The organism is Hyphomicrobium zavarzinii ATCC 27496 (genome assembly GCF_000383415.1).
In the GTDB taxonomy this organism is placed as follows: Bacteria; Pseudomonadota; Alphaproteobacteria; order Rhizobiales; family Hyphomicrobiaceae; genus Hyphomicrobium_C; species Hyphomicrobium_C zavarzinii.
In genome coordinates this window covers 511,442-534,988 of record NZ_KB911258.1, presented here as the reverse complement: position 1 = coordinate 534,988, position 23,547 = coordinate 511,442, and the positions used below count along the sequence as shown (strand labels likewise).

General features: G+C 64.2%; 21 protein-coding genes. 10 read left to right on the top strand and 11 right to left on the bottom strand.

Annotated features, from left to right (window positions below):
• Positions 1–69 precede the first annotated feature (69 nt).
• The gene (locus F812_RS0113705; RefSeq protein ID WP_020086559.1) at positions 70–1,542 is read right to left on the bottom strand and encodes a methyl-accepting chemotaxis protein; all 1,473 of its coding nucleotides are present in this window, start codon (positions 1,540–1,542) and stop codon (positions 70–72) included.
• Between the two features lie 241 nt (positions 1,543–1,783).
• Here F812_RS0113705 and F812_RS0113695 point away from each other — a divergent pair.
• The 3 genes from F812_RS0113695 to F812_RS0113680 all read left to right on the top strand — a co-directional run bounded on the left by F812_RS0113695 (position 1,784) and on the right by F812_RS0113680 (position 4,684).
• Positions 1,784–2,892 (top strand): IS3 family transposase gene (locus F812_RS0113695; protein ID WP_156827426.1). Its coding sequence is split into 2 segments (ribosomal slippage): positions 1,784–2,036 and positions 2,036–2,892, totalling 1,110 coding nucleotides; the frame shifts between segments, so codons are not numbered across the junction.
• Between the two features lie 632 nt (positions 2,893–3,524).
• The gene (locus tag F812_RS23915) at positions 3,525–4,241 is read left to right on the top strand and encodes an N-acyl amino acid synthase FeeM domain-containing protein (protein WP_020086555.1); all 717 of its coding nucleotides are present in this window, start codon (positions 3,525–3,527) and stop codon (positions 4,239–4,241) included.
• Between the two features lie 155 nt (positions 4,242–4,396).
• A complete protein-coding gene (locus tag F812_RS0113680) occupies positions 4,397–4,684 on the top strand; it encodes a hypothetical protein (protein ID WP_020086554.1) in 288 nt (95 codons plus the stop codon).
• Positions 4,685–4,808: 124 nt separating this feature from the next.
• Here F812_RS0113680 and F812_RS23910 read toward each other — a convergent pair whose 3' ends face one another.
• From F812_RS23910 to F812_RS0113660, 4 genes are all read right to left on the bottom strand, one after another.
• The gene (locus F812_RS23910; protein ID WP_156827414.1) at positions 4,809–5,294 is read right to left on the bottom strand and encodes a cyclophilin-like fold protein; all 486 of its coding nucleotides are present in this window, start codon (positions 5,292–5,294) and stop codon (positions 4,809–4,811) included.
• An 88-nt stretch (positions 5,295–5,382) separates the two neighbouring features.
• Positions 5,383–5,829, bottom strand: coding sequence for a cyclophilin-like family protein (locus F812_RS23905; RefSeq protein WP_020086552.1), 447 nt, complete (start codon positions 5,827–5,829; stop codon positions 5,383–5,385).
• 68 nt (positions 5,830–5,897) lie between these two features.
• A complete protein-coding gene (locus F812_RS0113665) occupies positions 5,898–7,142 on the bottom strand; it encodes a beta-ketoacyl-[acyl-carrier-protein] synthase family protein (protein ID WP_020086551.1) in 1,245 nt (414 codons plus the stop codon).
• Positions 7,143–7,250: 108 nt separating this feature from the next.
• A complete protein-coding gene (locus F812_RS0113660; RefSeq protein ID WP_020086550.1) occupies positions 7,251–7,517 on the bottom strand; it encodes an acyl carrier protein in 267 nt (88 codons plus the stop codon).
• Positions 7,518–7,956: 439 nt separating this feature from the next.
• Between F812_RS0113660 and F812_RS0113655 the strand changes: the two genes are divergently transcribed.
• Both F812_RS0113655 and F812_RS0113650 read left to right on the top strand, forming a co-directional pair.
• Complete coding sequence (locus F812_RS0113655; protein WP_245257678.1) at positions 7,957–9,678, top strand: long-chain-fatty-acid--CoA ligase; 1,722 nt, start codon at positions 7,957–7,959, stop codon at positions 9,676–9,678.
• A 63-nt stretch (positions 9,679–9,741) separates the two neighbouring features.
• Positions 9,742–10,401 (top strand): GNAT family N-acetyltransferase, encoded by a 660-nt coding sequence (locus F812_RS0113650; protein ID WP_020086548.1) that lies wholly within the window; start codon positions 9,742–9,744, stop codon positions 10,399–10,401.
• Positions 10,402–10,410: 9 nt separating this feature from the next.
• Here F812_RS0113650 and F812_RS23900 read toward each other — a convergent pair whose 3' ends face one another.
• From F812_RS23900 to F812_RS0113620, 6 genes are all read right to left on the bottom strand, one after another.
• A complete protein-coding gene (locus F812_RS23900; protein WP_156827413.1) occupies positions 10,411–11,310 on the bottom strand; it encodes an intradiol ring-cleavage dioxygenase in 900 nt (299 codons plus the stop codon).
• A 122-nt stretch (positions 11,311–11,432) separates the two neighbouring features.
• Positions 11,433–12,737 (bottom strand): acetyl-CoA C-acetyltransferase, encoded by a 1,305-nt coding sequence (locus tag F812_RS0113640; protein ID WP_020086546.1) that lies wholly within the window; start codon positions 12,735–12,737, stop codon positions 11,433–11,435.
• A gap of 63 nt (positions 12,738–12,800) precedes the next feature.
• Positions 12,801–14,837, bottom strand: a complete 2,037-nt coding sequence (locus tag F812_RS0113635) for a 3-hydroxyacyl-CoA dehydrogenase NAD-binding domain-containing protein (RefSeq protein ID WP_156827412.1) — start codon at positions 14,835–14,837, stop codon at positions 12,801–12,803.
• Between the two features lie 14 nt (positions 14,838–14,851).
• Positions 14,852–17,374 (bottom strand): acyl-CoA dehydrogenase, encoded by a 2,523-nt coding sequence (locus F812_RS0113630; protein ID WP_020086544.1) that lies wholly within the window; start codon positions 17,372–17,374, stop codon positions 14,852–14,854.
• 343 nt (positions 17,375–17,717) lie between these two features.
• A complete protein-coding gene (locus tag F812_RS0113625) occupies positions 17,718–19,052 on the bottom strand; it encodes an NAD(P)/FAD-dependent oxidoreductase (RefSeq protein WP_020086543.1) in 1,335 nt (444 codons plus the stop codon).
• A gap of 21 nt (positions 19,053–19,073) precedes the next feature.
• The gene (locus F812_RS0113620; RefSeq protein ID WP_198011198.1) at positions 19,074–19,439 is read right to left on the bottom strand and encodes a thioredoxin domain-containing protein; all 366 of its coding nucleotides are present in this window, start codon (positions 19,437–19,439) and stop codon (positions 19,074–19,076) included.
• A gap of 215 nt (positions 19,440–19,654) precedes the next feature.
• On the opposite strand from F812_RS0113620, the gene F812_RS0113615 reads away from it, so the two are divergent.
• The 5 genes from F812_RS0113615 (at position 19,655) to livM (ending at position 23,539) form a co-directional block, all read left to right on the top strand.
• Complete coding sequence (locus tag F812_RS0113615; protein WP_198011197.1) at positions 19,655–20,185, top strand: thiosulfate oxidation carrier protein SoxY; 531 nt, start codon at positions 19,655–19,657, stop codon at positions 20,183–20,185.
• 6 nt (positions 20,186–20,191) lie between these two features.
• A complete protein-coding gene (gene soxZ / locus F812_RS0113610) occupies positions 20,192–20,518 on the top strand; it encodes a thiosulfate oxidation carrier complex protein SoxZ (protein WP_020086540.1) in 327 nt (108 codons plus the stop codon).
• Between the two features lie 133 nt (positions 20,519–20,651).
• Positions 20,652–20,894, top strand: coding sequence for a CDGSH iron-sulfur domain-containing protein (locus tag F812_RS0113605; protein ID WP_020086539.1), 243 nt, complete (start codon positions 20,652–20,654; stop codon positions 20,892–20,894).
• A gap of 375 nt (positions 20,895–21,269) precedes the next feature.
• Positions 21,270–22,184: a branched-chain amino acid ABC transporter permease gene (locus tag F812_RS0113600; protein WP_020086538.1), complete on the top strand. Its 915-nt coding sequence runs from the start codon at positions 21,270–21,272 to the stop codon at positions 22,182–22,184.
• A gap of 5 nt (positions 22,185–22,189) precedes the next feature.
• Positions 22,190–23,539: a high-affinity branched-chain amino acid ABC transporter permease LivM gene (livM, locus tag F812_RS0113595; RefSeq protein ID WP_020086537.1), complete on the top strand. Its 1,350-nt coding sequence runs from the start codon at positions 22,190–22,192 to the stop codon at positions 23,537–23,539.
• The last annotated feature ends 8 nt before the right edge of the window (positions 23,540–23,547 follow it).

The following is a 23,547-nucleotide window of genomic DNA, read 5'->3' as shown; positions in this document are numbered from 1 at the left end:
CGGCTCTACAGGAACAGCGCAGCGCAGGCTGGCGCTTGCCATTCCTCTTCGTCGATGCGGACCGCCTCGTCAGGCGACCAGGGCTTTCGAGGCTTCCATCACCGTGCGTGCGGAGGCGCTTGCGGCCTCGGTGGCACCTGCGATCCGGGTCATGTTGTCGGTAATCGCCTGCACGCCGTTGGACGCCGTCAGCATGTTCGCGGAGATCTCCTGAGTCACGGCGCCCTGTTCCTCGATCGCGGCGGCGATGCCGTTGGAGATGTCGTTGATGGAATTGATAACGCCCGTGATCTCCTGAATGGCCGTCACCGCATCGCTTGTTCCTGCCTGCACAGTTCCGATCTGCGCGGCGATCTCGGCCGTGGCCTTGGCCGTCTGACTCGCGAGCGTCTTCACCTCGGAGGCAACGACGGCGAACCCCTTGCCTGCCTCGCCCGCGCGCGCGGCCTCGATGGTGGCGTTGAGCGCCAGAAGATTGGTTTGCGAGGCAATGGTGTTGATGAGGCTCACAACCTGGCCGATGCGCTCCGTGGACGTCGCGAGGCCGGACATGATCTGGTTGGTGCGCTTGCCGATGGTGACCGCCTGATTGGTGATCTGCGAGGCCTCGTCGACGCGCCGGCCTATCTCGCGCACCGACGTCACCAGCTCCTCGGCCGCCGATGCCACGGCCTGGACGTTGGTGGCCGTCGCGGCCGACGACATGGCCGCGCTCGAGATCTGGCCGGTGCTGTCGGCGATGGCCTGCGTGACCTTGCCAAGATCGATATCGATGGTCTGTTTCAGCGCCGCCTTCATGCGCACCTGCGCGGTGATGTCGGTGCAGAACTTCACCACCTTGAACGGGCGGCCGGCCGCGTCGAAGATCGGGTTGTAGGTCGCCTGGAGCCACAGCTCCTTGCCGCCCTTGCGCACGCGTTTGAATTCTCCCGCCTGGAACTCGCCGCGCTTCAGCTTCTCCCAGAAGGCGGCGTAGGCCGCGCTGGTGCGGTCCGCCTCGGGCACAAACATGCGGTGGTGGCGGCCGGTGATCTCGTCGAGCGTGTACCCCGTCGCATCGAGGAAGTTCGGATTGGCGGTGATGATGGTGCCGTCGAGATGAAAGTGAATGACGGCGTTGGATTTGCCGATGGCCGCGATCTGGCCCTCGTAGTCGGCGGCCTGAAGTTTCCTGGCCGTGATGTCGCTGCAGAACTTGACCACCTTGTACGGCTTGCCGGATGCATCGAGCAGCGGGTTGTAAGTCGCCTGTATCCAGATCTCCTTGCCGCCCTTTCCAAGCCGCAGGTATTCGCCGGACTGGAACTCGCCGCGGTTCAGGGCGGCCCAGAAATTCGCGTAGGCGGCACTCGAGCGCTCTGCTGGCGAGACGAAGAGGCCGTGATGCCGTCCCTGAACCTCGGGTAGCGAGTAGCCGACGGCTGCGAGGAAATTCTGATTGGCGGTGATGATGGTGCCGTCGAGATTGAACTCGATGACGGCCTGGGATCTGTCGAGCGCATCAAGCTTGGATTGCAGCTCGCTCGTCTTGGCGCTGAACATGGCGGCATTCCTTCTTGGGGTAGGCGACCGGTTGGACGCGACGCGACGGCGCTCCGAATGCGCGCATCGTCTGCCATCACTGCATCTATAAGTTGCGTCAATACTAGCGTATTAAGGATAATAGGGCCTTAATGACTGGGAATATTTTTGCAGATTTTACTATTTTCTTCCCGGGTGACCTTGCCCCCGCGGGGGTACCCGATCTGAGCTAGAGTCCGTCGATCCGAGAAGGAGACGGATGATGCGTAAGGGCAGGTTTTCACAGGAGCAGATCATCGCCATCCTGCGCGAGCAGGAAGCCGGCATGGCCACCGCCGAGGTATGCCGCCGGCACGGGATCTCGTCGGCAACGTTCTATGCCTGGAAGTCGAAGTATGGCGGGCTTGAGGTGTCGGAGGCGAAGCGCCTGAAGACACTTGAGGACGAGAACCGCAAGCTGAAGAAGCTGTTGGCCGAGCAGATGCTCGACAACGCCACCCTCAAAGAGCTGCTGACAAAAAACTTCTGACGCCCGCCGCGATGAGGTCCGCCGTGAGCTGGGCGATCGAACAGAAAGACTATTCCCAACGCCGTGCGTGCACCCTGATCGGGCTTGCGCCGAAGGTCTATCGCTATCGGCGACGGAGTGATGACGGTGTGCTGCGCACGCGCTTGAAAGTTTTGGCGGCTCAACGCCGCCGGTTCGGCTACCGTCGTTTGCACCTGCTGCTGCGGCGAGAGGGCTTCACCGTGAACCACAAGAAGCTCTTCCGCATCTACCGGGAGGAAAGGCTTGTCGTCCGCAAACGTGGCGGCCGCAAGCGTGCGCTCGGCGCACGGTCACCTGCTGCCGTGCCGCAGGGAAGGAACCAACGCTGGTCTCTGGACTTCGTCTCGGACACGTTTGCGGACGGTCGCCGCTTCCGCATGCTCGCCATCGTCGACGACTTCACGCGCGAATGTCTTGCCCTGGTGGCCGATACCTCGTTGTCGGGCCATCGCGTCGCTCGCGAACTGGACGAGCTGATCGCGCGGCGCGGCAGGCCGACGATGGTGGTCAGCGACAACGGTACCGAACTCACCTCAATGGCGATCCTGCGCTGGAGCCAGGAGACCGGCATTGCCTGGCACTACATCGCCCCGGGCAAGCCGATGCAGAACGGCTTCGTCGAGAGCTTCAATGGGCGGCTGCGGGACGAGCTATTGAACGAGACGATCTTCCGCGGCCTGGCGCATGCCCGCGAGGTGCTGGCCGACTGGCGAGAGGACTACAACGCGGAGAGACCGCACACGAGCCTCGACGGGCTCACGCCGAACGAGTTTGCAAGGAGGTCCACGTCGGACCATAACCAGAACGGACTCCAGTTATGAGCGAGCACCTTCCGGGGGCAAGGTCACGGGAAATAGATTTACCCATTCGGCACGCCAGCGCTCGATAACCTTTTTCATTCAAAGGATTTTCCGAGGCTTTCCCGATGGGGCGATGCGCACGCTATTTTTTCAAATTCACCAATGAGACAAAAAATTCAAATCGTCGGCCCTGCGCGAAATTCGGGCAGCCGTTAATGAATTATGCGCGGCCAAATCCGCAGCGTTGGTATGCGCCGGAGGGGTAAAAAACGACACTCCGACTGGTTTATTCCGTGGGCCGAACTTTATTTTTTCTATTCAGATTTCGTTATCCAAACCGCCGTCACGATCCTCTCCACCGAGACATTTGCCCTCATCCTTGTCTCGGCAAACGAGGAGGAGGTCTCGTTCCGTCCCCGCGTACGGGACCTCCTCTTGCCTTCACTTTTCGTTAATTCTGCCGACTCAGATAAGACGTCGCGGTCTTCGGGATGGTGGCGGAAATTCCTCTCCGAAGATTTTTTTACCTTTCCGTGACATTCGGTCTCAACCGAAATCAATTGCCGCCTTGCGGAACTTAATTATCTGAGAGTACGTTCTGCCCGCTTGAGGGCCGTTACTTTCCCGCCACCATCACATAGCCGAGACATCCATTGAAACCTCAAACCAAGCTCGAAGACGCGCCCTGGGATGAGGGGCAATCCGATGGCGTCGTATCGACGTGCTGGTATTCGGCGTCCGACAATCGCCGTGAGGCGCTGGCGCTCCGGCACCGCGGCTATGTGCGCGCGGGGCTGATCGAGCCCTCACCGTTCGGCATCTACACGGATGCCTACGACGATTTCAAAACCACGGTGGTGGCAGCGCTGTTCCGGCGCGGGGCCTGCATCGCGACGCTGCGCCTGAGCTTCTACGTGCCGGGTGCGACGGCTCCTTCGCTTCCCTGCGAGAAGGTCTATCCGGAAGTGCAGCGGGTCAAGGACGGTGCGCAAGGCCTCGTCGTTGAGTTGTCTCGCCTTTCGATCGATCCCGACATCACCAACACCCGCTATCGCGCCCGCCTCTATGCCGCTGCGATCCGCGCAGGCGTGACGGCGTGCATCGCGATGGATGCCAAGCATCTCCTCGTCGCCACCCAGACGAAGTGGCGGAAGTTCTACGAGCATGTGCTCGATTTCAAGGTTATGGGACCGCCCCAGTTCTATCCGCCGGGAGACGTGCCGGTGGTGCTGCTCGAGCGGGCGCTCGATGACGCCCTGAAACGCCGGGTGGCGAAGAACATGTTCTTCAAGATCGACACGGCGGAGTTGCAGGACCTTCGCACGCGTCTTCCCGCGCTTCTCGGCATCGAGCCGGGCAACGGGGCCTAGCCTCCGGACAATTGGATTTCGCAAGTATGCGCCCCTGGGATGTGTCCCGGGGGCGATTTTTTTTCGGCTTTTTTGTTTCTCGTTCCGCCGGGAACAGCGTGCGGGGCGGTTTTGAGCGAAATTTCTCCCATCAACCCCTGGCGATGGAGAGAGCCATGACCCCGATCACCACCATCCTGACGGCCCGCGCAGCCCTCGCAGCCGCTCTCGCACTCGGCAGCCTCGCCGCCTCCGGCCACGCCAATGCCACCAGCCTCGCCGTGAAGATGGCCTGCGCCTCCGACTACTACGCCCACTGCAGCCAGCACGATCCGGACAGCTCCGGCGTCCGCCAGTGCATGCGCGCCGTCGGCAAGAACCTCTCCTCGCGTTGCATCAACGCGCTCGTCGCCGCCGGCGAGGTTTCCAAGTCGGTCGTCGAAAAGAAGGTCGCCTCCAAGTAAACGTGGCCGCTTTCACAAAAATCAGTGTCTTTCCCGATCGCACGATCGGATGAGAAAAGGCCGGGGCGTCTCTCCACGCTCCGGCCTTTCCTAATTCGGCTCGATGATGAGGTGCGCGGCCCAATCAGCCGCCGGGGCCGCCTTCGTCGACCGAGGGGCAGAGGGCGGCGTGCATGTGGTGGGGGGCGTGGTGGCCATCGCGATGGGACGTGCCGTTGTGCCAGGCGGCGTCGCCAGCTTCGGCCTCGACCACCGAGACCAGCTCGCCGGGATAGACGTTCTTCAACTGGTCGACGTCATCGATGGCGACGGCCCAGACGTTGCATTTGCTAGTAAAGCGGATCTCGCCGCGCTTCGAGATCGGGGTTGCGCCGAATCCGATTGCGATGGCGTCCCCGTCCGGCCAGAACGCGATCTCGCCCTTACTGACGACGACGCGCGCATCCGGCTCGATGTCATGGGAGATGGGCGTGCGGAAGTAGACTTCCTTGCCCCAGGTCTGCACGGCGCCGTTGATAGGCAGTGCGTTCCAGATGCGATCCGCCGTCGGCGTGGCCAGCAGCCGCGCCCGAATCGTCACCTTTCCCGCTCTGATGAGTATGTGCCGCACCACAGCCTCCCGAGACCTTTTTGGACGGCCCGCATGCTTCCAACGCGATCGAGCGACTTCGGTTCGCACGAAAGTGGCAGAAGATGGTTTATGCGGCCGTCAGCGATACTTTCTCACCTGGCGTGACATCCTTCAAGAGGGTCACGTCATCTAGCGCATTTGCCCAAATATTGCAGGGTCTTGGCAAGCGAATTTCGCCTGGCCGGGAAATCGGCGTGGGGCCGAAGGCAATAAGAACACGGTCGTCCTCCACCCAGAAGCAGACGTCGCCGGGCTTGGCGAGCATCCTCGCACCGCGCTCGCGGCCGGTTTCGATCGGTGTCTCGAAGTGGATGGCCTGCCCCCATGTCTCGGCAGTCGAGAAGATCGGGAGGGCGGCCCAGATACGGTCCGCCGTCGGCGTGGCCAGCAGCTCGGCGCGGATGGCGATGCGGCCAGCCTTGATAAGGACACGGCGCGGGGCGCCTTCCGCCCGGCGCCGCTGATCGGGCGCCGGGGCCGGTGTCGGCCGTTTGCGAAGCAGATTCGTCGGCATGGAGCGTCATCAAGACCGAGTTCGGTCTCCCGATCAAGGTCTTGCGCGCTCGGTCGCGGAGAGGCCTATCAGGCCGGCGGCGGGCCGAAGATGAGAACCGCGTTGAGGCCACCGAACGCGAAGGAGTTCGACATCGCGTAGTTAACCTTGAGGTCGCGACCCACGTTCGGCACGTAGTCGAGATCGCACTCGGGGTCGACCTCGTCGAGGCCGATCGTCGGCGGAACCCAGCTCTCCTGCATGGCCTTGATGCAGGCCACGGCCTCGATGCCGCCGCCCGCGCCCAGCGGATGGCCGGTCATGGACTTGGTGGAGGAGATGGCGACCTTCGAGGCGGCGTTCTTGAAGACGTTCTTGATCGCCTTGGTCTCGTTGATGTCGTTGTCCTTGGTCGCGGTGCCGTGCGCGTTCAGGTAATCGATCTCGGAGGCCTCGATCTTGGCGTCGTCGAGCGCCATCTGCATGGCGTAGCTCGGTCCCTCGACCGTCGGCTTAACCATGTCCTGGCTGTCGGAGGCCATGCCGTAGCCGGACAGCTCGGCGAGGATCGTGGCGCCGCGGCGCTTGGCGTGCTCGTACTCCTCGAGCACCAGAATACCTGCGCCTTCGCCCAGAACGGTGCCGTTGCGGCGCTTCGCGAACGGGAAGCAGCCCTGGGGTGAGAGAACGTGAAGCGCCTGCCAGGCCTTCATCGTACCGTAGTTGATGACGCTCTCGGAGGCACCCGCAATGGCGACGTCCACCAGATCGTTCTGGATGTAGTCGCGGGCGATGCCGATGGCGTGCGACGCCGTCGAGCAGGCCGAGCAGGTGGCGAACGTGGGCCCCTTGATGCCATACTCGATGCCGACGTGGGCGGAGGCGGACGAGCCGATGATCCGCAGCAGCGTCAGCGGGTTCGTGGCGCGCTTGTTGTGGATGAAAAGATCGCGGTAGGCGTTCTCGAAGGTGGTGAGACCACCCGCGCCCGAACCGATGATGCAGGCCGCGCGATAGGGGTTCGCGACCGGGAACTCGATCCCCGACTGGGCGACGGCCTCCTCGGCAGCCGCTGCGGCGAACCACGAGTAGCGATCCGCGTGCACGATGATCTTGTCGCGCTTGTAATTCTTGAGGCGAACCTTGGGATCGAAGTCCTTGATCTGGGCAGCGATCAGGATCTTGAGGTCATCCAGCGGGAACCCGCCGAGCTCACTCACTCCCGACTTTCCGGCCTTCATGCTGGCCCAGAAATCGGCCACGTTGAGGCCGATCGGCGTAACCACGCCAAGCCCCGTGACGACCACACGACGTGTGCCGTTGCCCTTTGTCATTTCTCTACTAATCCTAAGATCCACGGCGCAAGGCAAGCCGAGCCCGTCCCCTGGCCGCGCCATACGGGCGACCAGAGGTCAAAGCTCGAAAAACCTTCAATCAAGCCGTTACGCCTTCGCCGCGGCAGGGCCTGCGGCCACCAATCCCTTAACCTTTTCGACCACCGAACCGACGGTCTTGAAGTCGCCGACATCTTCGTTGGCGTTGTAGGGAATCTCGATACCGAAGGTATCTTCGATGTCGAACACAATCATCGCAAGGTCTAGCGACTCAATCTTGAGATCCGTCAGAGCGGTGGAGAGAGAGATATCGTCTCTCGGCTCCTTCATGTGCTTCTTGAGAATATCAATGATTTTGGTTGCGACTTCGTCCATCTCGCTCTCCAAACCCTGCCCAACGCGACTTGCAGGGACCCCGTGTTACTCGACTTAAGTAATCAGACACTTAAGTAGATCAGGGCTGCAATTATCACAAGCTTGGGCGTCACATATCCTTAAACCGACCTGAAGTCCAGCCAGCGGGATGTACCCCCGTCCGGCCACGCGGCACAAGTCCACTCACGTCCACACATGTCAGATCCCGGAACGCTACGAAGTTCCATGGGATACATCTTCACCTGTCGCGTTTTTGGGGCGCAGGCCTAGGCGAAAGGTGGAAAAAAGTGTTGAATGTCCGAAGCAGCGTTCGGCGTCACGCTCAAACTACAGATAATGCTTGCCCGGAGGATAGAGAAAGCCTCGAGACCCCTGCGCGACACGCAGACGCGGGTTTCCGGGCCCGCCACCCTAACCGGGCAGCTCGGGAGGACAATTGATGGCATTCACTGGGATGGCTCAGGGTTCCGACCGTGCAGCCCATGCCTGGATCAAAAGCTATCCTGAAGGCGTCGACTGGCACATGCCGCTCGTGGCCGAGCCGCTGTTCAGCCTGATCGACAAGGCCGCCGCCCAAAGTCCCGACCGCCCCTGCACCTCCTTCCTCGGACGGAGCCTCACCTACGGCGAGATCGGCGAGATGGTGGACCGGGCCGCCAGCGGCCTCCAGCAACTCGGAGTGATCAAAGGGACCAAAGTGGGTCTCTTTCTTCCGAACAGCCCCACGTTCGTCATCTATTACTTCGCCGTGCTCAAGGCAGGCGGCGTGGTCGTCAACTATAATCCTCTCTACTCGCTCGAAGAGCTGACCTTCCAAGTGAAGGACAGCGAGACCGAGCTGATGGTGACGCTCGATCTCAAGGTGCTGTTCGACAAGGTCGAGAAGCTCATCGAGCAGAAGGTGCTCAAGGGCGCGGTGGTCTGCTCGTTCCCCGCGCTGCTGCCCGCGGCCAAGGCCGTGCTGTTCAAGCTGCTGAAGGGCAAGGAGCTTGCCCGCCCGCGCAACTCTACGGTGCGCGACCGGCTGCGGCTCGAAAGCGAGGTGCTCGCCGATCCGCAGGCCTTCGCGCCGGTCGAGATCAACCCGCTCGTGGACATTGCTGTGTTGCAGTACACGGGCGGCACGACCGGGACGCCGAAAGGCGCGATGCTGACGCACGCAAACGTCTATCTCAACGTGACCCAGATCGCGGCGTGGGCGCCCGACCTCGTCTACGGACAAGAGAGGGTTCTCGCGGCGCTTCCCTTCTTCCACGTGTTCGCGATGACGGTCGTCATGAACCTCGGCGTGAAGGTTGCGGCCGAGATGATCCTGATGCCCCGCTTCGTTCTCGGCGAGGCGCTGGAGCTGATCGCCAAGCACCGGCCGACCATCATGCCGGGCGTGCCGACCCTGTTCAATGCGCTCCTCAATCATCCGCGCATCGCCTCTTACGATCTCAAGTGCCTCAAGTTCTGTCTCTCGGGCGGGGCGGCGCTGCCGGTCGAGGTCAAGGACAGCTTCGAGGCGGCGACCGGGTGCTCGCTGGTCGAAGGCTACGGACTTTCCGAGGCGTCCCCGGTGGTCACCTGCAATCCGCTCGAGGGCAAACAGAAGAGCGGCTCGATCGGCTTGCCGCTGCCCGGCACCGTAGTCTCGCTGCGCGATCTCACCGACCCGATGCGTGAGGTGCCCCTTGGCGAGCGCGGCGAGGTTTGCATCTCGGGGCCGCAGGTGATGCGCGGCTACTGGAACAGGCCGGCCGAGACCGCCGCCCAGTTCGCGGGGCCGTTCCTCAGAACGGGCGACGTGGGCGTGATGGACGAGGACGGCTTCTTCTTCATCGTGGACCGCATCAAGGACCTCATCATCTGCTCCGGCTACAACGTCTATCCGCGCCGGATCGAGGAAGCGTTCTACGAGCACGTGTCCGTCGAGGAGGTGGTCGTCATCGGTGTCGCCGACAAATATCGCGGCGAGGCGCCGAAGGCGTTCGTGAAGCTCAAGTCCGGACAGAGCGCGACACGCGCGGAGCTGATGTCCCATCTCGAAGTGAAGCTCTCCAAGCTCGAGCTTCCAGCCGAGATCGAGTTCCGGGAGACGCTGCCGAAGACGATGATCGGCAAGCTCTCCAAGAAGGAGCTCAAGGCCGAGGAGGCGCAGAAATCGCGCGGAGCCTGATCCGGCACCGCGTCTCGCTCTCCGCCCGCCCCTCTCCTCCTCTCAGTCATTCGAGGTTTCACGTTGGATCTTTCAAGCTGGAAGGGTGTGCCGCGTCCCGGCCGGGTGACGCTCGACGGGCGTTCTGCGCGGCTCGAGCCGCTCGATGCTGCGCGGCACGGCGCTAACCTTTTCTCCTCCGCCCGCGAGCCCGGCGCGGAGGAGCGCTTTCGCTACCTCTTCGACGATCCGCCCGCCGACATGGCCACCTTCACGGGCTGGCTGGACAAGGCATCCGGGTCCGCCGATCCGCTGTTCTTTGCGGTGATCGACAAGAGCACCGGGCGGGCGGAAGGCCGGCAGGCGCTGATGCGCATCGACCCCGTTCACGGCGTCATCGAGATCGGCAGCATCCTGTGGGGGCCTGCGATCGCGCGCACCCGCGTGGCTACCGAGGCGCTCTATCTCTTCGCGAGCTACGTGTTCGACACGCTCGGCTACCGGCGCTTCGAATGGAAGTGCCACGACTTGAACGGCCCCTCGAAGCGCGCGGCCGAGCGGTTTGGCTTCACGTTCGAAGGCGTCTTCCGCCAGCACATGGTGGCCAAGGGTCAGAACCGCGACACGGCCTGGTTCGCGATCATCGATCGCGACTGGCCGCGTCTCAAGGCGGGCTACGAAGCCTGGCTGCGGCCGGAGAACTTCGATCCCTCCGGCCTTCAGCGTGAGAAGCTTTCGTTCTGAGAGTACGCTCTAATTTTTGCCCGGCACGATCGAGCCCGCTCCCCGCGCCCGCGAAGGGCCGCCTTCCATGCCAGGCGGCGGACCGCCTGCTCCCGGGAGAGGACGGCTGCCGGGCGGAGGCGGTCCGCCAGGTCCACCGCCGGGAGGCGGACCCGGAGGCCGGCCAAACTCTGCCTTCTCGGGCCCGGCTGCGCGATCCACGCCGATCACAAGGGTCGCCACGTAGGCGTCGGCCTCCTCGCGGATGCTCACGAAGGTGATGTGGTCGCCGTCCGCGCCCGCGATCCAGTCGGTGCTGTTGAGCGTATCGCGCTTGGCTTTACGATCGTTGTAGGGCGCGATGGCGGTGAAGATGTACTCGGAGAGCGCATCCGGGAAATACATCTGGCCCGTCAGCATCGCCTTCTCATCCAGCAACACTTTGAAATGAATGTGCGTGGTGCGGCCGCGATACCAGCCGGGATAGATGGTTCTGAAGGCGACCTCGCCGGTCGAGCCCGTGGTCTGGGTGCCGCGCAGGAACTTCTCGCCCTTGGTTGAGATACCCCGGTCGTCACCTTGCCCGTCGTAGCCGGAATACTGGCCCGTGGCATCGCAATGCCAGACGTCCACGCGGGCGCCGGAGATGGGCTGGCAGGTGGCGCCGTCCGTCACCTGGAGGAGGAGCTTCAGCGGCACGCCGGGCCGGCCCTCGGCGATGTCCTCCCGGACGAGATCGGGATCGAAATAGAATGGGCCTTCGACCATGCGCGGGGTCATACGGCAGACGTTGGCTACCGCTGACTGGGCCTGGGTTGCCTGCGGGCTCGCCGCGGATGCGCTCCTATCATCGCCCGCCAGGAGGGCGGCGGCACCGCCCGCGAGCCCTGCCAATGCGCCCCTGCGTGACACTCCTGCGTCGTCCGTCATGCCGTCCCTCATTCCATAGCCATTGGTGCCGGATCCCGGAGGATCCAGCGCCGTCACGACCTCAACGAACGGGGCGCGCAAAATCCGGCGCCGGGGCCAGCAGGTGGATTGGCGCAGGCTGATCAGGCGGCCACGCGTGCCTCGGCGCGCTTAGCGCTTTCGAGGATGGCGGCAACGCCCATGCCGCCCGCCGTGCAGATCGAGATCAGGCCGCGGCCGCCGTTGTCGGCGAGCAGCTTCGAGAGGTTCGCCAGCACCCGGGCGCCCGTAGCGGCGAAGGGATGGCCGAACGCGAGGGACGAGCCTTTCACGTTGAGCTTCGTCCGGTCGAGGGAGCCAAGCGGATGCTCCTTGCCGAGATGCGTCTGGCAATACTCGGTATCCTCCCAGGCCTTGAGCGTCGCCAGCACCTGCGCGGCGAACGCCTCATGGATCTCGTAGAAATCGAAATCCTGAAGCGTCATGTGCGCGCGGTCGAGAATACGGGAGACGGCGATGGTGGGTGCCATCAAGAGCCCCTCCCCCGCCACGAAGTTGTTGGCGGAGCTTTGCGTGTAGGAGAGGAAGGATTCGATTGCGAGGCCGCGCTTGGCAGCCCACTCCTCGCTGGCCAGCAGAACGCAGGCGGCGCCGTCGGTCATCGGCGTGGAATTGGCAGCCGTCAGCGTGCCCTTGTCGGACTTGTCGAATGCGGTCTTGAGGGTCGCGAGCTTGTCGAGGCTGATGTCCTCGCGAAGGTTGTTGTCGCGGTAGACGCCCGCGGTCGGCACGATGAGGTCGTCCATGTAGCCCGAGCGATAGGCCTCGGCGCCTTTGCGATGGCTCTCGAAGGCGAAGCGATCCTGATCCTGACGTGGTATCTTCCATTCGCGCGCCATCAACTCGCAGTGCTGCCCCATGCTGAGCCCCGTGCGCGGCTCGGTGACGATGGGCGGCTGCGGCACCAGCTCGCGCGGGCTGAAGCCCTTGAACACGCGCACGCGATCCATGGCGCTTTTCTGCTGCGGAAGCTGGATCAGCCGCTGCGAGAACTTCTTCGAGAAGACGATGGGCGCGTCGGAGGTGGTGTCGGAGCCGGTTGCGATTCCGCACTCGATCTCGCCGGTGGCGATCTTGGCGCCGATCATCGCGGCGGACTGAAGGCTCGTGCCGCAGGCCTGCTGGAGCGTTATGCCCGGCGTCGAGGGGGCGAGCCTGGTGCCGAGCACGGCTTCGCGCGTCAAGTTGAAGTCCTTGGAATGGGTGACGACGGCGCCGCCCACCACCTCGTCGATGTGGGCGCCCTTCAGCCTGTACTTCTCCACGAGGCCGTTCAGCGCGGCCGTCATCAGGTCCAGGTTGGATAGATCGGCGTACAGGGTATTCGAGCGGCAGAAGGGCGTGCGCACGCCGCCTACGATGCCGACCCGTCGCAATGTCTGAGCCATCTTCAATCTCCCTCTGCTGGCGATCCGCACCTTCCGCGGCCTCGCAGCGCCAAACCCCGAGCGTTACTCCGCGGCTTCCTTCGCAGCCTCTTCGCGCAGCTCGCTCGCCCTGAAATGCAGCGGCCCGCCGCGGAACGGCGCGAAGCCGGTGCCGAAAATCACGCCCGCATCCACCAAGTCCGCGTTCTCGACCACGCGCTCTTCCAGAGCGCGCTCGGATTCGCGGATCAGCGGATCGATCAACTCGCGGCCAAGGCGGTCGAGCTCGGCCGGCGCATAGGTCTTCTCGGCCTTGTCAGGCTTGCCGTCCTTCCAGACGTAGAAGCCTTCGCCCGATTTCTTGCCGAGCTTCTTGCTCTCGACGAGACGCTGGAGCATCGAGCCCTCAGGCGAAAGCCCGAGGATCCTGCCGACGTGCGCGCACACGTCGAGGCCGACGGTATCGGCGAGCTCGATCGGGCCCATGGGCATACCGAACGTGCGCGCCGCCTCGTCGATCTTCTCCTTCTCCTCGCCCTTCTCGAGGCGCGCCATGGCGCTCATCATGTAGGGGGCGAGCACGCGGTTGACGAGGAAGCCCGGGACGCTCTTGGCCACGAGCGGGAATTTGCCGATGGCGGTGACGAAGGTGGCGCCCTTCTTCACCTCATCGTCGCGGCTCGATGCGCCGCGCACCACCTCCACCAGCGGCATCTGCGCGACGGGGTTGAAGAAGTGGATGCCGATGAGACGGCCAGGGTCCTTGAGCGGCGCGGCGATGGCTTCGATCTCCAGCGACGAGGTGTTGGTCGCCAGCACCGCGCCGGGCTTGATCTTGCCTTCGAGATCCGCGAACAGCTTCTGCTTGATGTCGAGCCGCTCGACGATCGCCTCGATGATCACGTCGGCGCGGCCGACGCCCGCGCCTGCGGGATCGGCGATGAGGCGCGCCTTCGCGGCGGCCCGCTCAGCCCTGGTCTTGAACTTACGGGAGAACAGCTTGCCCTGGGCCTTGATACCCTTCTCGATCACCTCGGGCGAGAGATCCTGCAGCGTCACCTCCATGCCGGAGGCCACGCACCAGCCTGCGATGTCCGCGCCCATGGTGCCCGCGCCGATCACGTGCACGCGCATGGGTTTCCAGGCCTGGTCCTTCGGCGCCTGGGCTTTCAGAAGCTCGGAGAGCTTGAACACGCGGCGCAGATTGCGCGACTGATCGGAGATCAGGAGCGGGGCGAAATAGCGTGTCTCCGCGGCCTTCAGCGCCTCCAGATCGCCGCCGTGCAGCTCGAACAGGTCGATCAGGCGGAAGGGTGCCGGATAGTGGGCCTCGCGCGCCTTCTTCTTGGTCTCGTCGCGCATCTTCTTGGCGAGGAGTGCGCGGGCGGGCCAGCGCGTGAGTAGCGATTTCGTGAAGCCCGCGGGCTTCGACTTGCGTTTCTTCAGCACCGCCTTGCGTGCGGCCCAGCGCAAGGCGCCGCGGCTCGCGACCAACTCGTCGATGAGGCCGATGGCGCGGGCGCGCGAGGCGCCGATCATGCTGCCGGTGAGCATCGCCTGCATGGCGGCGATTGGGCCGGCCTGGCGAATGGAGCGCGCGGTGCCGTGCCAGCCGGGGAAAATGCCGAGCTTGACCTCGGGGAAGCCGACGCGTGTCGCGGGATCGCGCGTGGCGATACGATAGTGGCAGGCGAGGATAAGCTCGAGCCCACCTCCGACGCAGACGCCGTGAATGCCCGCGACGACCGGAATGGAGAGGCGCTCGATGCGGTCGAACAGGGCCAGCACGAGACGCAGGCGATCGATCACCTGGGCTTCTGTCTCGAAGCCGTCGAACTCGTTGATGTCGGCGCCGACGATGAAGCCCTTCTCCTTGCCGGAGAGGATGACGAGGCCGCACATGGTGCGGCGGCGCGCGCCTTCCTCGGCCCAATCGACGATGGCCGACAGCTCCTCCAACGGCCGGCTGCCCAGCGCGTTTGCGCTTGCGCCTTCCCGGTCGAAGATGGCCCAGCCTATGCCTTCCTGATCGACGGAGAACCGCCAATCGCGGAACGCAAGGGTCCCCGCCGGCGGCGCCAGCGGCTCCTCGCCATCACGAGCCACGTTGTCCTGGACCATGGTCGCCTCTCCCATCACGATTGGTTCGCTCCCGCTGTCAGTCCGCGGGAGTTGTGTCCGACATTCGAAGACGGTGCCTTCACATAGTTAGGCTTCAGCTCTTCCGGTGCGAAATGATCGACGGCGATGACGCGCGCGGTCAAGGCCTCGACCTCACGCAGGAGCTGCGCCTCGCTTTCGGTGATCGTGCCAGCCTCGGCGGCGGCCTCGATCCAATCCAGTCCATGGTAGCGGCGCACGATGCCGGCGCGAATGGCGCGCTCGAGCTTCTTCTCCGCGTCCTCTGCCGCGACCACCTTCTTCAAGGTGACCTCCAGGAGTCCCGTCACGTCGTCGGGATCGTTCGAGATGTAGATGTCGCGCGTGAGGCGATCGCGCACCTCGCCGGGCTCGAGCGCGAGGCGGACGATCTTGCTGCCGAGCGCGTCGGGGGCGGGGAAATAGTGGCGACCGAACGGGAAGACGAGCACGCGCAGGAGAACGCGCGCGGCGGGATTGGGGAAGTTCTCCACCGTGCCCCGCAGCGCCTCCTCGAAACGATGGAGACCGTTGGCGGCCGCAAACGCAACGATGGGGCGATCCGCCTCGGGACGGCCGTCGTCCTCGAAGCGCTTCAGCACGCACGAGAGCAAATAGATCTCCGAAAGCGCGTCGGCGAGACGGCCGGTGAGCTTCTGCTTCACCTTGAGCCCGCCGCCGAGCATCGCCACCGTTAGATCGGCGACGAGCGCGAAATTGCGCGAGGCGCGCGAGAGCTGGCGATAGATCGTCTCGAGGCCCTGCGGGCGCTCGGGCACCTCGGCGAAGTATCCGAGCGTGAGGTTGTGGAAGAAGGCGCCCGTGACGTTCGAGATCGAGAACGAGATGTGCCCGAGAAGCGCGTCCTCAAACGCGTCGAGACCCTTCCTGCTGTCGGGGTCCTGCACGGCACGGACTTCTTTGTACAGGTAGGGATGCGAGCGCAGCGCGCCTTGCGCGAATGTGATCAACGTGCGCGTGAGGATATTCGCGCCCTCGACGGTGATGCCGACGGGGACGAGCTGATAGGCGGATTGGAGATAATTCGTCGGACCGTCGCAGATGGCGCGGCCGCCGTGGACGTCGAACGCGTCATTGACGGCGCGGCGCAGACGCTCGGTGGTCTGGTACTTCATCAGCGCCGAGATCACAGACGGCCGCTCGCCGCGCGAGACCATGGCGGCGGTGACGGCACGGGCGGCCTCATTGACGTAGGCCGTCTCGACCAGGCGCGCCAGTGGCTCCTCGACACCTTCCATACGTGCAACAGGCAAGCCGAACTGGCGACGAATGCGCGCGTAGGCGGTGGTGACGCGCAGCATCGCCTTGGCGCCTGCCGTCGCCGACGACGGCAGCGAGATGGCGCGGCCTGCGGCCAGGCATTCCATCAACATGCGCCAGCCCTGGCCGACCATCTTCTCCCCGCCGATCACCCAATCGATGGGGATGAACACGTCCGTGCCCCAGTTGGGTCCGTTCGGGAAGGCGGCGCCGGATGGGAGATGGCGGCGGCCGATGTTGACGCCGGGGTGCGTTGCGGGAATGAGGGCGACGGTGATGCCGATGTCCTCGGCGCCGCCCAGGATCTTATCGGGATCGAAGAGGCGGAACGCGAGGCCGACCAGCGTCGCTTCGGGTCCAAGGGTGATGTAGCGCTTGTCCCAGGAGAGGCGGATGCCGACCACCTCACGGCCATCGTGCTGGCCTTTGGTGACGTAGCCGATATCGCGCATGGTGGCCGCGTCGGAGCCGGACGTTGGACCGGTCAGCGAGAAGCAGGGAACCTCGAGGCCCTTGGCAAGACGCGGCAGATAGTGATGCTTCTGCTCGTCGGTGCCGTACTTTTCGATGAGCTCGCCGGGTCCGAGCGAATTCGGCACCATGACGATGGTGACGACGTCGGGCGAGCGGGAGGCGATCTTGCCGAGGATGAGCGACTGGGCCTGAGCGGAGAATCCGAGGCCACCGTGCTCCTTGGAAATCAGCATGCCGAGGAAGCCGTTGGCCTTCACGAACTCCCAGATCCCGGGAGGCATGCGCCGCTCGGCGTGACGGATCTGCCAGTGATCGATCATCCCGCAGAGTTGCTCCGTCGGACCGTCGAGGAACGCGCGCTCCTCGGGCGTCAGCACGATCGGGGGCACGGCGCGCAGCTTGGTCCAGTCGGGCGTGCCCGAGAAGATCTCGGCGTCGAAGCCGACGGTGCCGGCATCAAGCGCCTGCTGCTCCGTATCGGAGACCTTGGGCAGGATCCCACGTACCAGCTTGAAGGCCGGCTGCACCAGGATCTGGCGGCGGACCTTCGGTATGGAGAACGATGCCAGCGCGGCCAGGCCGAGCCAGACGATAAACCCGAGAAGGCCGAACGAGGGCCAGTGGAGTGCGCCGTGGAAGACACCGCTCTGCCAAGCGAGCGTGACTGCGCCGAGACCGACGGCCCACTGCCATGCAGATGCGCGCCACATGCCGAGCGCAAGCGCTACGGCAATCAGAGCAATCAGAAGCAGAATCAAAGCCATCGAGGTCTCCGCACTCAGGTCCTGGGGTGTCGTGGCGGTACGGGCCAAACGCCCGGCGCCTGGAGACCGGCCTCAACAGCCGCCCCCGGAGACCCCATTCAACGCGAGGGCTGCCAGCCTCGTTCGTGTTGCCGAGACCGCTCAGCCTTCGAGGCGACCCTACGCCACTCACTCAAGAGTCCGCCCTCAGCCTCATGGTAAGCGAAGAGTATAAAGTGTTTCTCTCCGCAGGGCGGTTTGAGGGCTATACGCAGCGGAAATTTTCTCTGCTTGGCCCGTCACTTATAGTTGTATCTTCCTGTATGGGCTGATTGAAATCACGCGGCCGCCGCAAAAGGCGCCGTCAGCCCCGCTGGCCGCTCGGCGCGCGCCCGGTGGCGGTTGCCGACTTGGCGAACATGTCGTCGACGAGGGTATCGTACCAGGCGATGCTCTCCTCGTAGGTCTCCTTGCGCAGCGCCGCGCTCTCACCCGTCTGGGAGATGAAGGCGTTCTTTGCGACGAGCGCGTGCTTGCCCTTCACGTCTCCCGGAACGTAGTCGGCACCGATCTTGACGCTGTCATCGGGCGCGAGCATCGACCAGCAGGTGTTGCGATAAGCGGCCTGCGGGCGCTCCGAGCCCGTGAGGTCGGCCAGGATATGGCCGGCCACGCTGCGCGCCTGGTTGGCGGCGGAATAGGCCGACTTCGGCATGTCCGCCGCGATCGTGGCATCGCCGACAACGTAGACGTTCTCCGCCTTGGCGGAGCGGAACGTCTCCGGCTCGATCGGGCACCAGCCACCTTCTGCCAGCCCGGCCTCCAGCGCGATGGCGCCTGCCGTCTGGTCGGGGATGATGTTGGCGACGTCCGCCTTGAAAGTCTCGCCTGATTTGGTCACGACCTCGCCGGTCTTGGGATCGACGCGCACGACGCTCATGTCGTCGATGTCGTTGGTCAGACGCAGATCGATGAGACCCTTGTAGTACTTGGCGAAGGCTTCCTCGAACACGGCCTGCTTCGAGAAGGCCATCTTGGGATCGAGGATCACGAGCTTGCTCTTCGGCTTCTCGCGTTTCAGGTAGTTGGCGATGAGGCAGGCCCGCTCGTAAGGACCCGGCGGGCACCGGTAGGGATTGCGGGGCGTCGCGATGACGACGAGACCGCCGTCCTTCATGTCATCGAGACGCTCGCGCAGAAGGCGCGACTGGCGGCCCCCGGACCAGGCGTGCGGCATGAAATAGCTCGCCTCTTCCGTATAGCCCTCGATGGCTCCGTACTTGAAGCCAATGCCGGGCGCGACGACGAGCCTGTCATAGGGGATTGCGGCGGCGACATGCTCTACCCTCACCTCGCGCGCGCCGAGATCGAGCGCCGAGGCCCGCTCGTGGATCACATTGATGCCGAGCGAGGCAAGCCCGAGATAGGTGTGCGTGATGCGCTTGAAGCTCAGAAGACCGCCGATGAAGTGATTTGAATAGAAGCAGGTCGTGTAGTGGCGTTGCGGCTCGATCAGCGTCACGTCGAGATCCGGCGCGGCGCGCTTCAGCGTCACCGCCACGGTGGCGCCGCCCGGCCCGCCGCCGACGATGACGACGCGCCCTTTGGAGGCCGCGCGCAGCGGCCTCGCCCCAACTGTGGCCGCGAGCGTAAGAGCGCCGAATCCTATCGTGAACTGCCGGCGGTCGATGTCGTACATGGACGCAAGGCCCTCCTTCGATCACGGTCCCGGAAAGAATCCCGCGCCTGCCAAAATCGGGCGCAGCTCCTCGTAGAAGTAGTCCGCGCCCGGATAGCCGGTGATCCGGCCCAATTCCTCGTTGGAACGGACGACCAGGAATGTGGGCGTAAAGACGACAGGCGCGAAGCCTTTGATCTCGGGGGCTCCGCGCATCACGCGCTTCAGCGGAGCGAAACGGCCTTCCTCGGATTTCTTGTAGCCGGAGCCGATCTCGGCATCCCACTTGCGGCAGAAGCGGCAGCCCACCTCTTCCACCATGATCAGGCGAACGCCACTCGCCGAGCGCACCTCGCCCCCGCCAGTGCCCAAAGCACCGATCAAGACGGCAAGCAGAGCGAACCACATGGCCGCGGACCTCCGGCGCTCAAGCAACATCCCAAGCCGGTTTCGTTGCGGGAGACCCGGCGGCATGATTTGCACCCTCTTTTGGACCTATGGTAGCAGTCCCTTGGTTTGCCGAGAAGCGCTATGGCCAAAGGGGCAGGTCGTTCCTATCTTCTTGGGATGGAGCGACATCCTGGCCTTTGGGCTTCCTCATTGATATGGATGCGAGATCGATCGTGACTTCCCGCAGCCCGGCCGCTGACCGCCTGATCGACAGGCGCACTCTGCTTGCCAGCACCGGCGCGCTGGCGCTTGCCGCAGCCACCTCGCGGCCCGCTTTCGCCGACACGCAGGCGGGACGCGCGGAAGCTGCTGCCGCAGATGCGCCTCCGCTCGTTCCGACGCCGCAATTCGAGCAGGCTTTCGCAAAGGTCGTGGGGAACGGAACGCCGATCGAAGGGCGCGTCGTGCTCGAGCTGCCGGAAGATGCGGAGAACGGCAACATCGTTCCTTACAAGATCAGCATCGAAAGCCCCATGACCGCGGACGATCATATCGCGGAAGTGCATCTGCTTTCGACGCAGAACCCGCAGGCCTCCGTCGCGGTGTTCCAATTCACGCCGCTTTCGGGCAAGGCGGCCGTCTCCGGACGCATGCGGCTCGCCAAGACGCAGGAGGTGGTGGCGGTGGCGCTGACCTCCAGTAACACGCTGCTCATAGGCCGGCACAAGATCACCGTCGGCATCGGCGGCTGCGGAGCGGAGTAGAGCATCATGGCTGCATCCAAACCGCGTCTCAAATTTCCGGAGCAGGCTTCCGCCGGCGAGATCATCGAGATCAAGGCGCTGATCACCCACGTGATGGAGACGGGCAACCGCAAAGACGCGGACGGCAACCGCATTCCCCGCGACATCATCCACACTTTCACGGCGCACTACGACGACCAGTTGATCTTCAAGGCCGAGTTCGGGCCTGGCATCTCGGCCAATCCCTTCATCTCGTTCTTCCTCAAAGTGCCGGGCCCGGGCGAGCTCTGGGTATCTTGGAAGGATGATGCGGGCGGCGAGACGATCGAGCGCTATCCGTTGAACGTGGTCTGAAGGCCGCGCGCGGACGCTTTAATTCCGACCTCGCAGCTCGTGTGTCGATTGCGCTGACTTGAGACAAGCTGGCTCTTGCCCGCGAGGTGGGAAGCCGGTACGCCGAAGGTCTGGCCCAACCGGGAGAGGGACCATGGCAGAAGACCCGATCATCGCACAAACGAGCCCCTATCAAGTCGATCTCGTCGAGGGGGAGACGTACTGGTATTGCCGCTGCGGCCGCTCCCAGTCTCAACCCTTCTGCGACGGCTCCCACCAGGACACCGGAATCGAACCGCTTGAATTCGTGGCGCCCTCCACTGGCACCTTCAATCTCTGCGGCTGCAAGGCGACCGACGACGAGCCCTGGTGCGACGGCAGCCATAACGTACTCTAGGCAGCGCGCTGAGAGCCGACGGCCGGATGCGGCACGCTGCATCGCAGCGTAAAGATTCGCGGCCCCTCTCGCCGTCGCGCTTTCGCACTTGGCACTTCCCACAAAACGGGTGCCGGACTGCCAAATCCCGCTCAGGAGCTGCCTAAATCCACAGCAGTTGAGCCGGAGTGGCCGCCAGAGCGGCGAATGAAGTGAAAAATCAGTTCCCATCGCGGGCGCGCACGCTCTAAACAGCATGGAGGGTGCGATCGGGTTCGCTCGACTCGCGATCGCGCTCAAGGTCTTGGCGAGACCCATGTTTCGCGCTTCGGAGCAACGGGACCCGAGGCGCGCGTGGTGCAGGGCGAGAGCCGAACTCGGGGGGATGGGGAACCGATGGATTATTTTCTCCAGCAGCTCATCAACGGGCTCACGCTCGGATCGATCTACGGACTGATCGCCATCGGCTACACGATGGTCTACGGCATCATCGGCATGGTCAACTTCGCCCACGGCGACGTGTTCATGCTGGCAGCCTTCATCGCGCTCATCCTGTTCCTCGCACTCACGCAGCTTCTGGGCGTCGGCTCGCTTGGGCTCGCGTTGCTGATCGTGCTGGTGCTCGGCATGGCGCTCACCAGCCTCTGGGGCTGGGTGATCGAGCGGCTGGCGTACCGGCCGCTGCGCGGGTCCTTCCGCCTCGCGCCGCTGATCTCGGCGATCGGCATGTCGATCTTCCTTTCCAATTTCGTCCAGCTCGTGCAGGGCCCGCGCAACAAGTCGCTGGAGCCAATCCTTTCCAACGTGCTGGTCATTCCCGTCGGCTCCGGATCCATCACCCTCGCGGAGAAGCAGCTCCTGATCATGGTGGTGACGGCCGTGCTGCTCGCCGTGCTGTGGTACGTGGTGCGCCACACGCCGCTCGGGCGGGCGCAACGCGCCTGCGAGCAGGACCGCAAGATGGCTTCGCTGCTCGGCGTGGACGTCGACCGCACCGTTTCGCTCACCTTCATCATGGGAGCAGCACTTGCCTCCGTCGCCGGACTGCTGTGGATGACCTACTACGGCGTCGTGAGCTTTTCCGACGGCTTCGTACCGGGCGTCAAAGCCTTCACAGCCGCGGTGCTGGGCGGCATCGGCTCGCTACCGGGCGCGGTGCTCGGGGGCCTGCTGATCGGCCTCATCGAGACGTTCTGGTCCGCCTACTTCACGATCGACTACAAGGACGTTGCCGCGTTCTCGATCCTCGCGATCGTGCTCATCTTCCTTCCGTCCGGGCTGCTCGGCCGGCCTGACGTCGAGAAGGTCTGAGCACCATGGGCAAGGCGGGAGACGCGTTCAAGTCGGCGCTTCTCGCGGCCCTCGTTACGTTAGGGCTCGCATTTCCGATCGTCGCGCTGCGCACGGACACCAATCTCTCGAACCAGCTCGTTCTCACGGAGCGTTGGGGCCTCACGTTCATCCTGGCCGCCGTCGTCGGCGCGGGGGTATTTCTGCTCACCCTCGTCCGGCCCGTTCTGGCGGCTCGCGCAACCCCCAAGGTGTCGTCGCGCACGGCCGCCCCCCCTCACCCGTTCCGGCGCTACCTGCCGCGGATCGGCCTCGCGCTGCTCATCGCATTTCCGCTCATTGCCTCGGGCATTGCGGCGGCGGGCGGGCCCGGTGCGCTCAAGCTGCTCGACAACTACGGCATCCAGATCCTGACCTACGTGCTGCTCGGCTGGGGCCTCAACATCGTCGTTGGTCTCGCGGGCCTTCTCGATCTCGGCTACGTGGCGTTTTACGCGGTCGGCGCGTACTCGTCGGCGCTGCTGACCAAGACTTTCGGACTCTCGTTCTGGCTGGCGCTGCCGCTAGCGGGCATCCTCGCCGCGTTCTGGGGCCTGCTGATCGGCTTTCCGGTGCTCCGGCTCAGGGGCGACTATCTCGCCATCGTCACCCTCGCCTTCGCCGAGATTGTGCGCCTCGTGCTGATCAACTGGGTGCCGGTGACGGGCGGGTACGCCGGCCTCTCCAGCATTCCGAAGCCGACGCTGTTCGGATATTCGCTAGGCTCGGAGCCCGGCGGCATTCCTTCACTCATCGGGCTGCCGCCATCTCCCGTCTACCGCCTCGCCTTCATGTACTATCTCCTGCTGGCGCTGGCTCTCTTCACCTACTGGGTGACGCAGAAGCTGCGCTCGCTTCCGGTCGGACGCGCCTGGGAGGCCATGCGCGAGGACGAGATCGCCTGCAGGTCGCTCGGCATCAACACGGTCACGACCAAGCTCTCCGCCTTCGCGACGGGCGCGTTTTTCGGCGGCCTCGCCGGCGCATTCTTCTCCGCACACCAGAGCTTCGTTAGCCCCAAGTCGTTCGAGTTCATGGAGAGCGCGGTGATCGTGGCGATCGTCGTTCTCGGCGGGCTCGGCAGCGCGGTCGGCGTCGCGATCGCTGCGGTGGTGATGATAGGCGGCACGGAGCTTCTGCGCGAGCTCGATGCGTTGAAAGCGGTGTTCGGCAACGATTTCGATCCCGCGCAGTACCGCATGCTGCTGTTCGGCCTCGCTATGGTGCTGCTGATGATCTGGCGGCCGAAGGGGCTCATCTCGACTCGCGAGCCAACAGTCCGGCTCAAGCCACAGCCTGCGCGTGGCGCACCGTCTTTCCCCTCGGCGGCAGAGTGAGGCAGACC

Bases quoted from the DNA above. Each gene is read 5' to 3' on its own strand.
- livM (WP_020086537.1), top strand. From the start codon at position 22,190: ATGGGCAAGGCGGGAGACGCGTTCAAGTCGGCGCTTCTCGCGGCCCTC.
- F812_RS23900 (WP_156827413.1), bottom strand. From the start codon at position 11,310: ATGACGGACGACGCAGGAGTGTCACGCAGGGGCGCATTGGCAGGGCTC.
- F812_RS0113630 (WP_020086544.1), bottom strand. From the start codon at position 17,374: ATGGCTTTGATTCTGCTTCTGATTGCTCTGATTGCCGTAGCGCTTGCG.
- F812_RS0113620 (WP_198011198.1), bottom strand. From the start codon at position 19,439: ATGTGGTTCGCTCTGCTTGCCGTCTTGATCGGTGCTTTGGGCACTGGC.
- F812_RS0113640 (WP_020086546.1), bottom strand. From the start codon at position 12,737: ATGGCTCAGACATTGCGACGGGTCGGCATCGTAGGCGGCGTGCGCACG.
- F812_RS0113680 (WP_020086554.1), top strand. From the start codon at position 4,397: ATGACCCCGATCACCACCATCCTGACGGCCCGCGCAGCCCTCGCAGCC.
- soxZ (WP_020086540.1), top strand. From the start codon at position 20,192: ATGGCTGCATCCAAACCGCGTCTCAAATTTCCGGAGCAGGCTTCCGCC.
- F812_RS0113625 (WP_020086543.1), bottom strand. From the start codon at position 19,052: ATGTACGACATCGACCGCCGGCAGTTCACGATAGGATTCGGCGCTCTT.
- F812_RS23905 (WP_020086552.1), bottom strand. From the start codon at position 5,829: ATGCCGACGAATCTGCTTCGCAAACGGCCGACACCGGCCCCGGCGCCC.
- F812_RS0113600 (WP_020086538.1), top strand. From the start codon at position 21,270: ATGGATTATTTTCTCCAGCAGCTCATCAACGGGCTCACGCTCGGATCG.
- F812_RS0113655 (WP_245257678.1), top strand. From the start codon at position 7,957: ATGGCATTCACTGGGATGGCTCAGGGTTCCGACCGTGCAGCCCATGCC.
- F812_RS0113705 (WP_020086559.1), bottom strand. From the start codon at position 1,542: ATGTTCAGCGCCAAGACGAGCGAGCTGCAATCCAAGCTTGATGCGCTC.
- F812_RS0113665 (WP_020086551.1), bottom strand. From the start codon at position 7,142: ATGACAAAGGGCAACGGCACACGTCGTGTGGTCGTCACGGGGCTTGGC.
- F812_RS0113660 (WP_020086550.1), bottom strand. From the start codon at position 7,517: ATGGACGAAGTCGCAACCAAAATCATTGATATTCTCAAGAAGCACATG.
- F812_RS0113635 (WP_156827412.1), bottom strand. From the start codon at position 14,837: ATGGTCCAGGACAACGTGGCTCGTGATGGCGAGGAGCCGCTGGCGCCG.
- F812_RS0113605 (WP_020086539.1), top strand. From the start codon at position 20,652: ATGGCAGAAGACCCGATCATCGCACAAACGAGCCCCTATCAAGTCGAT.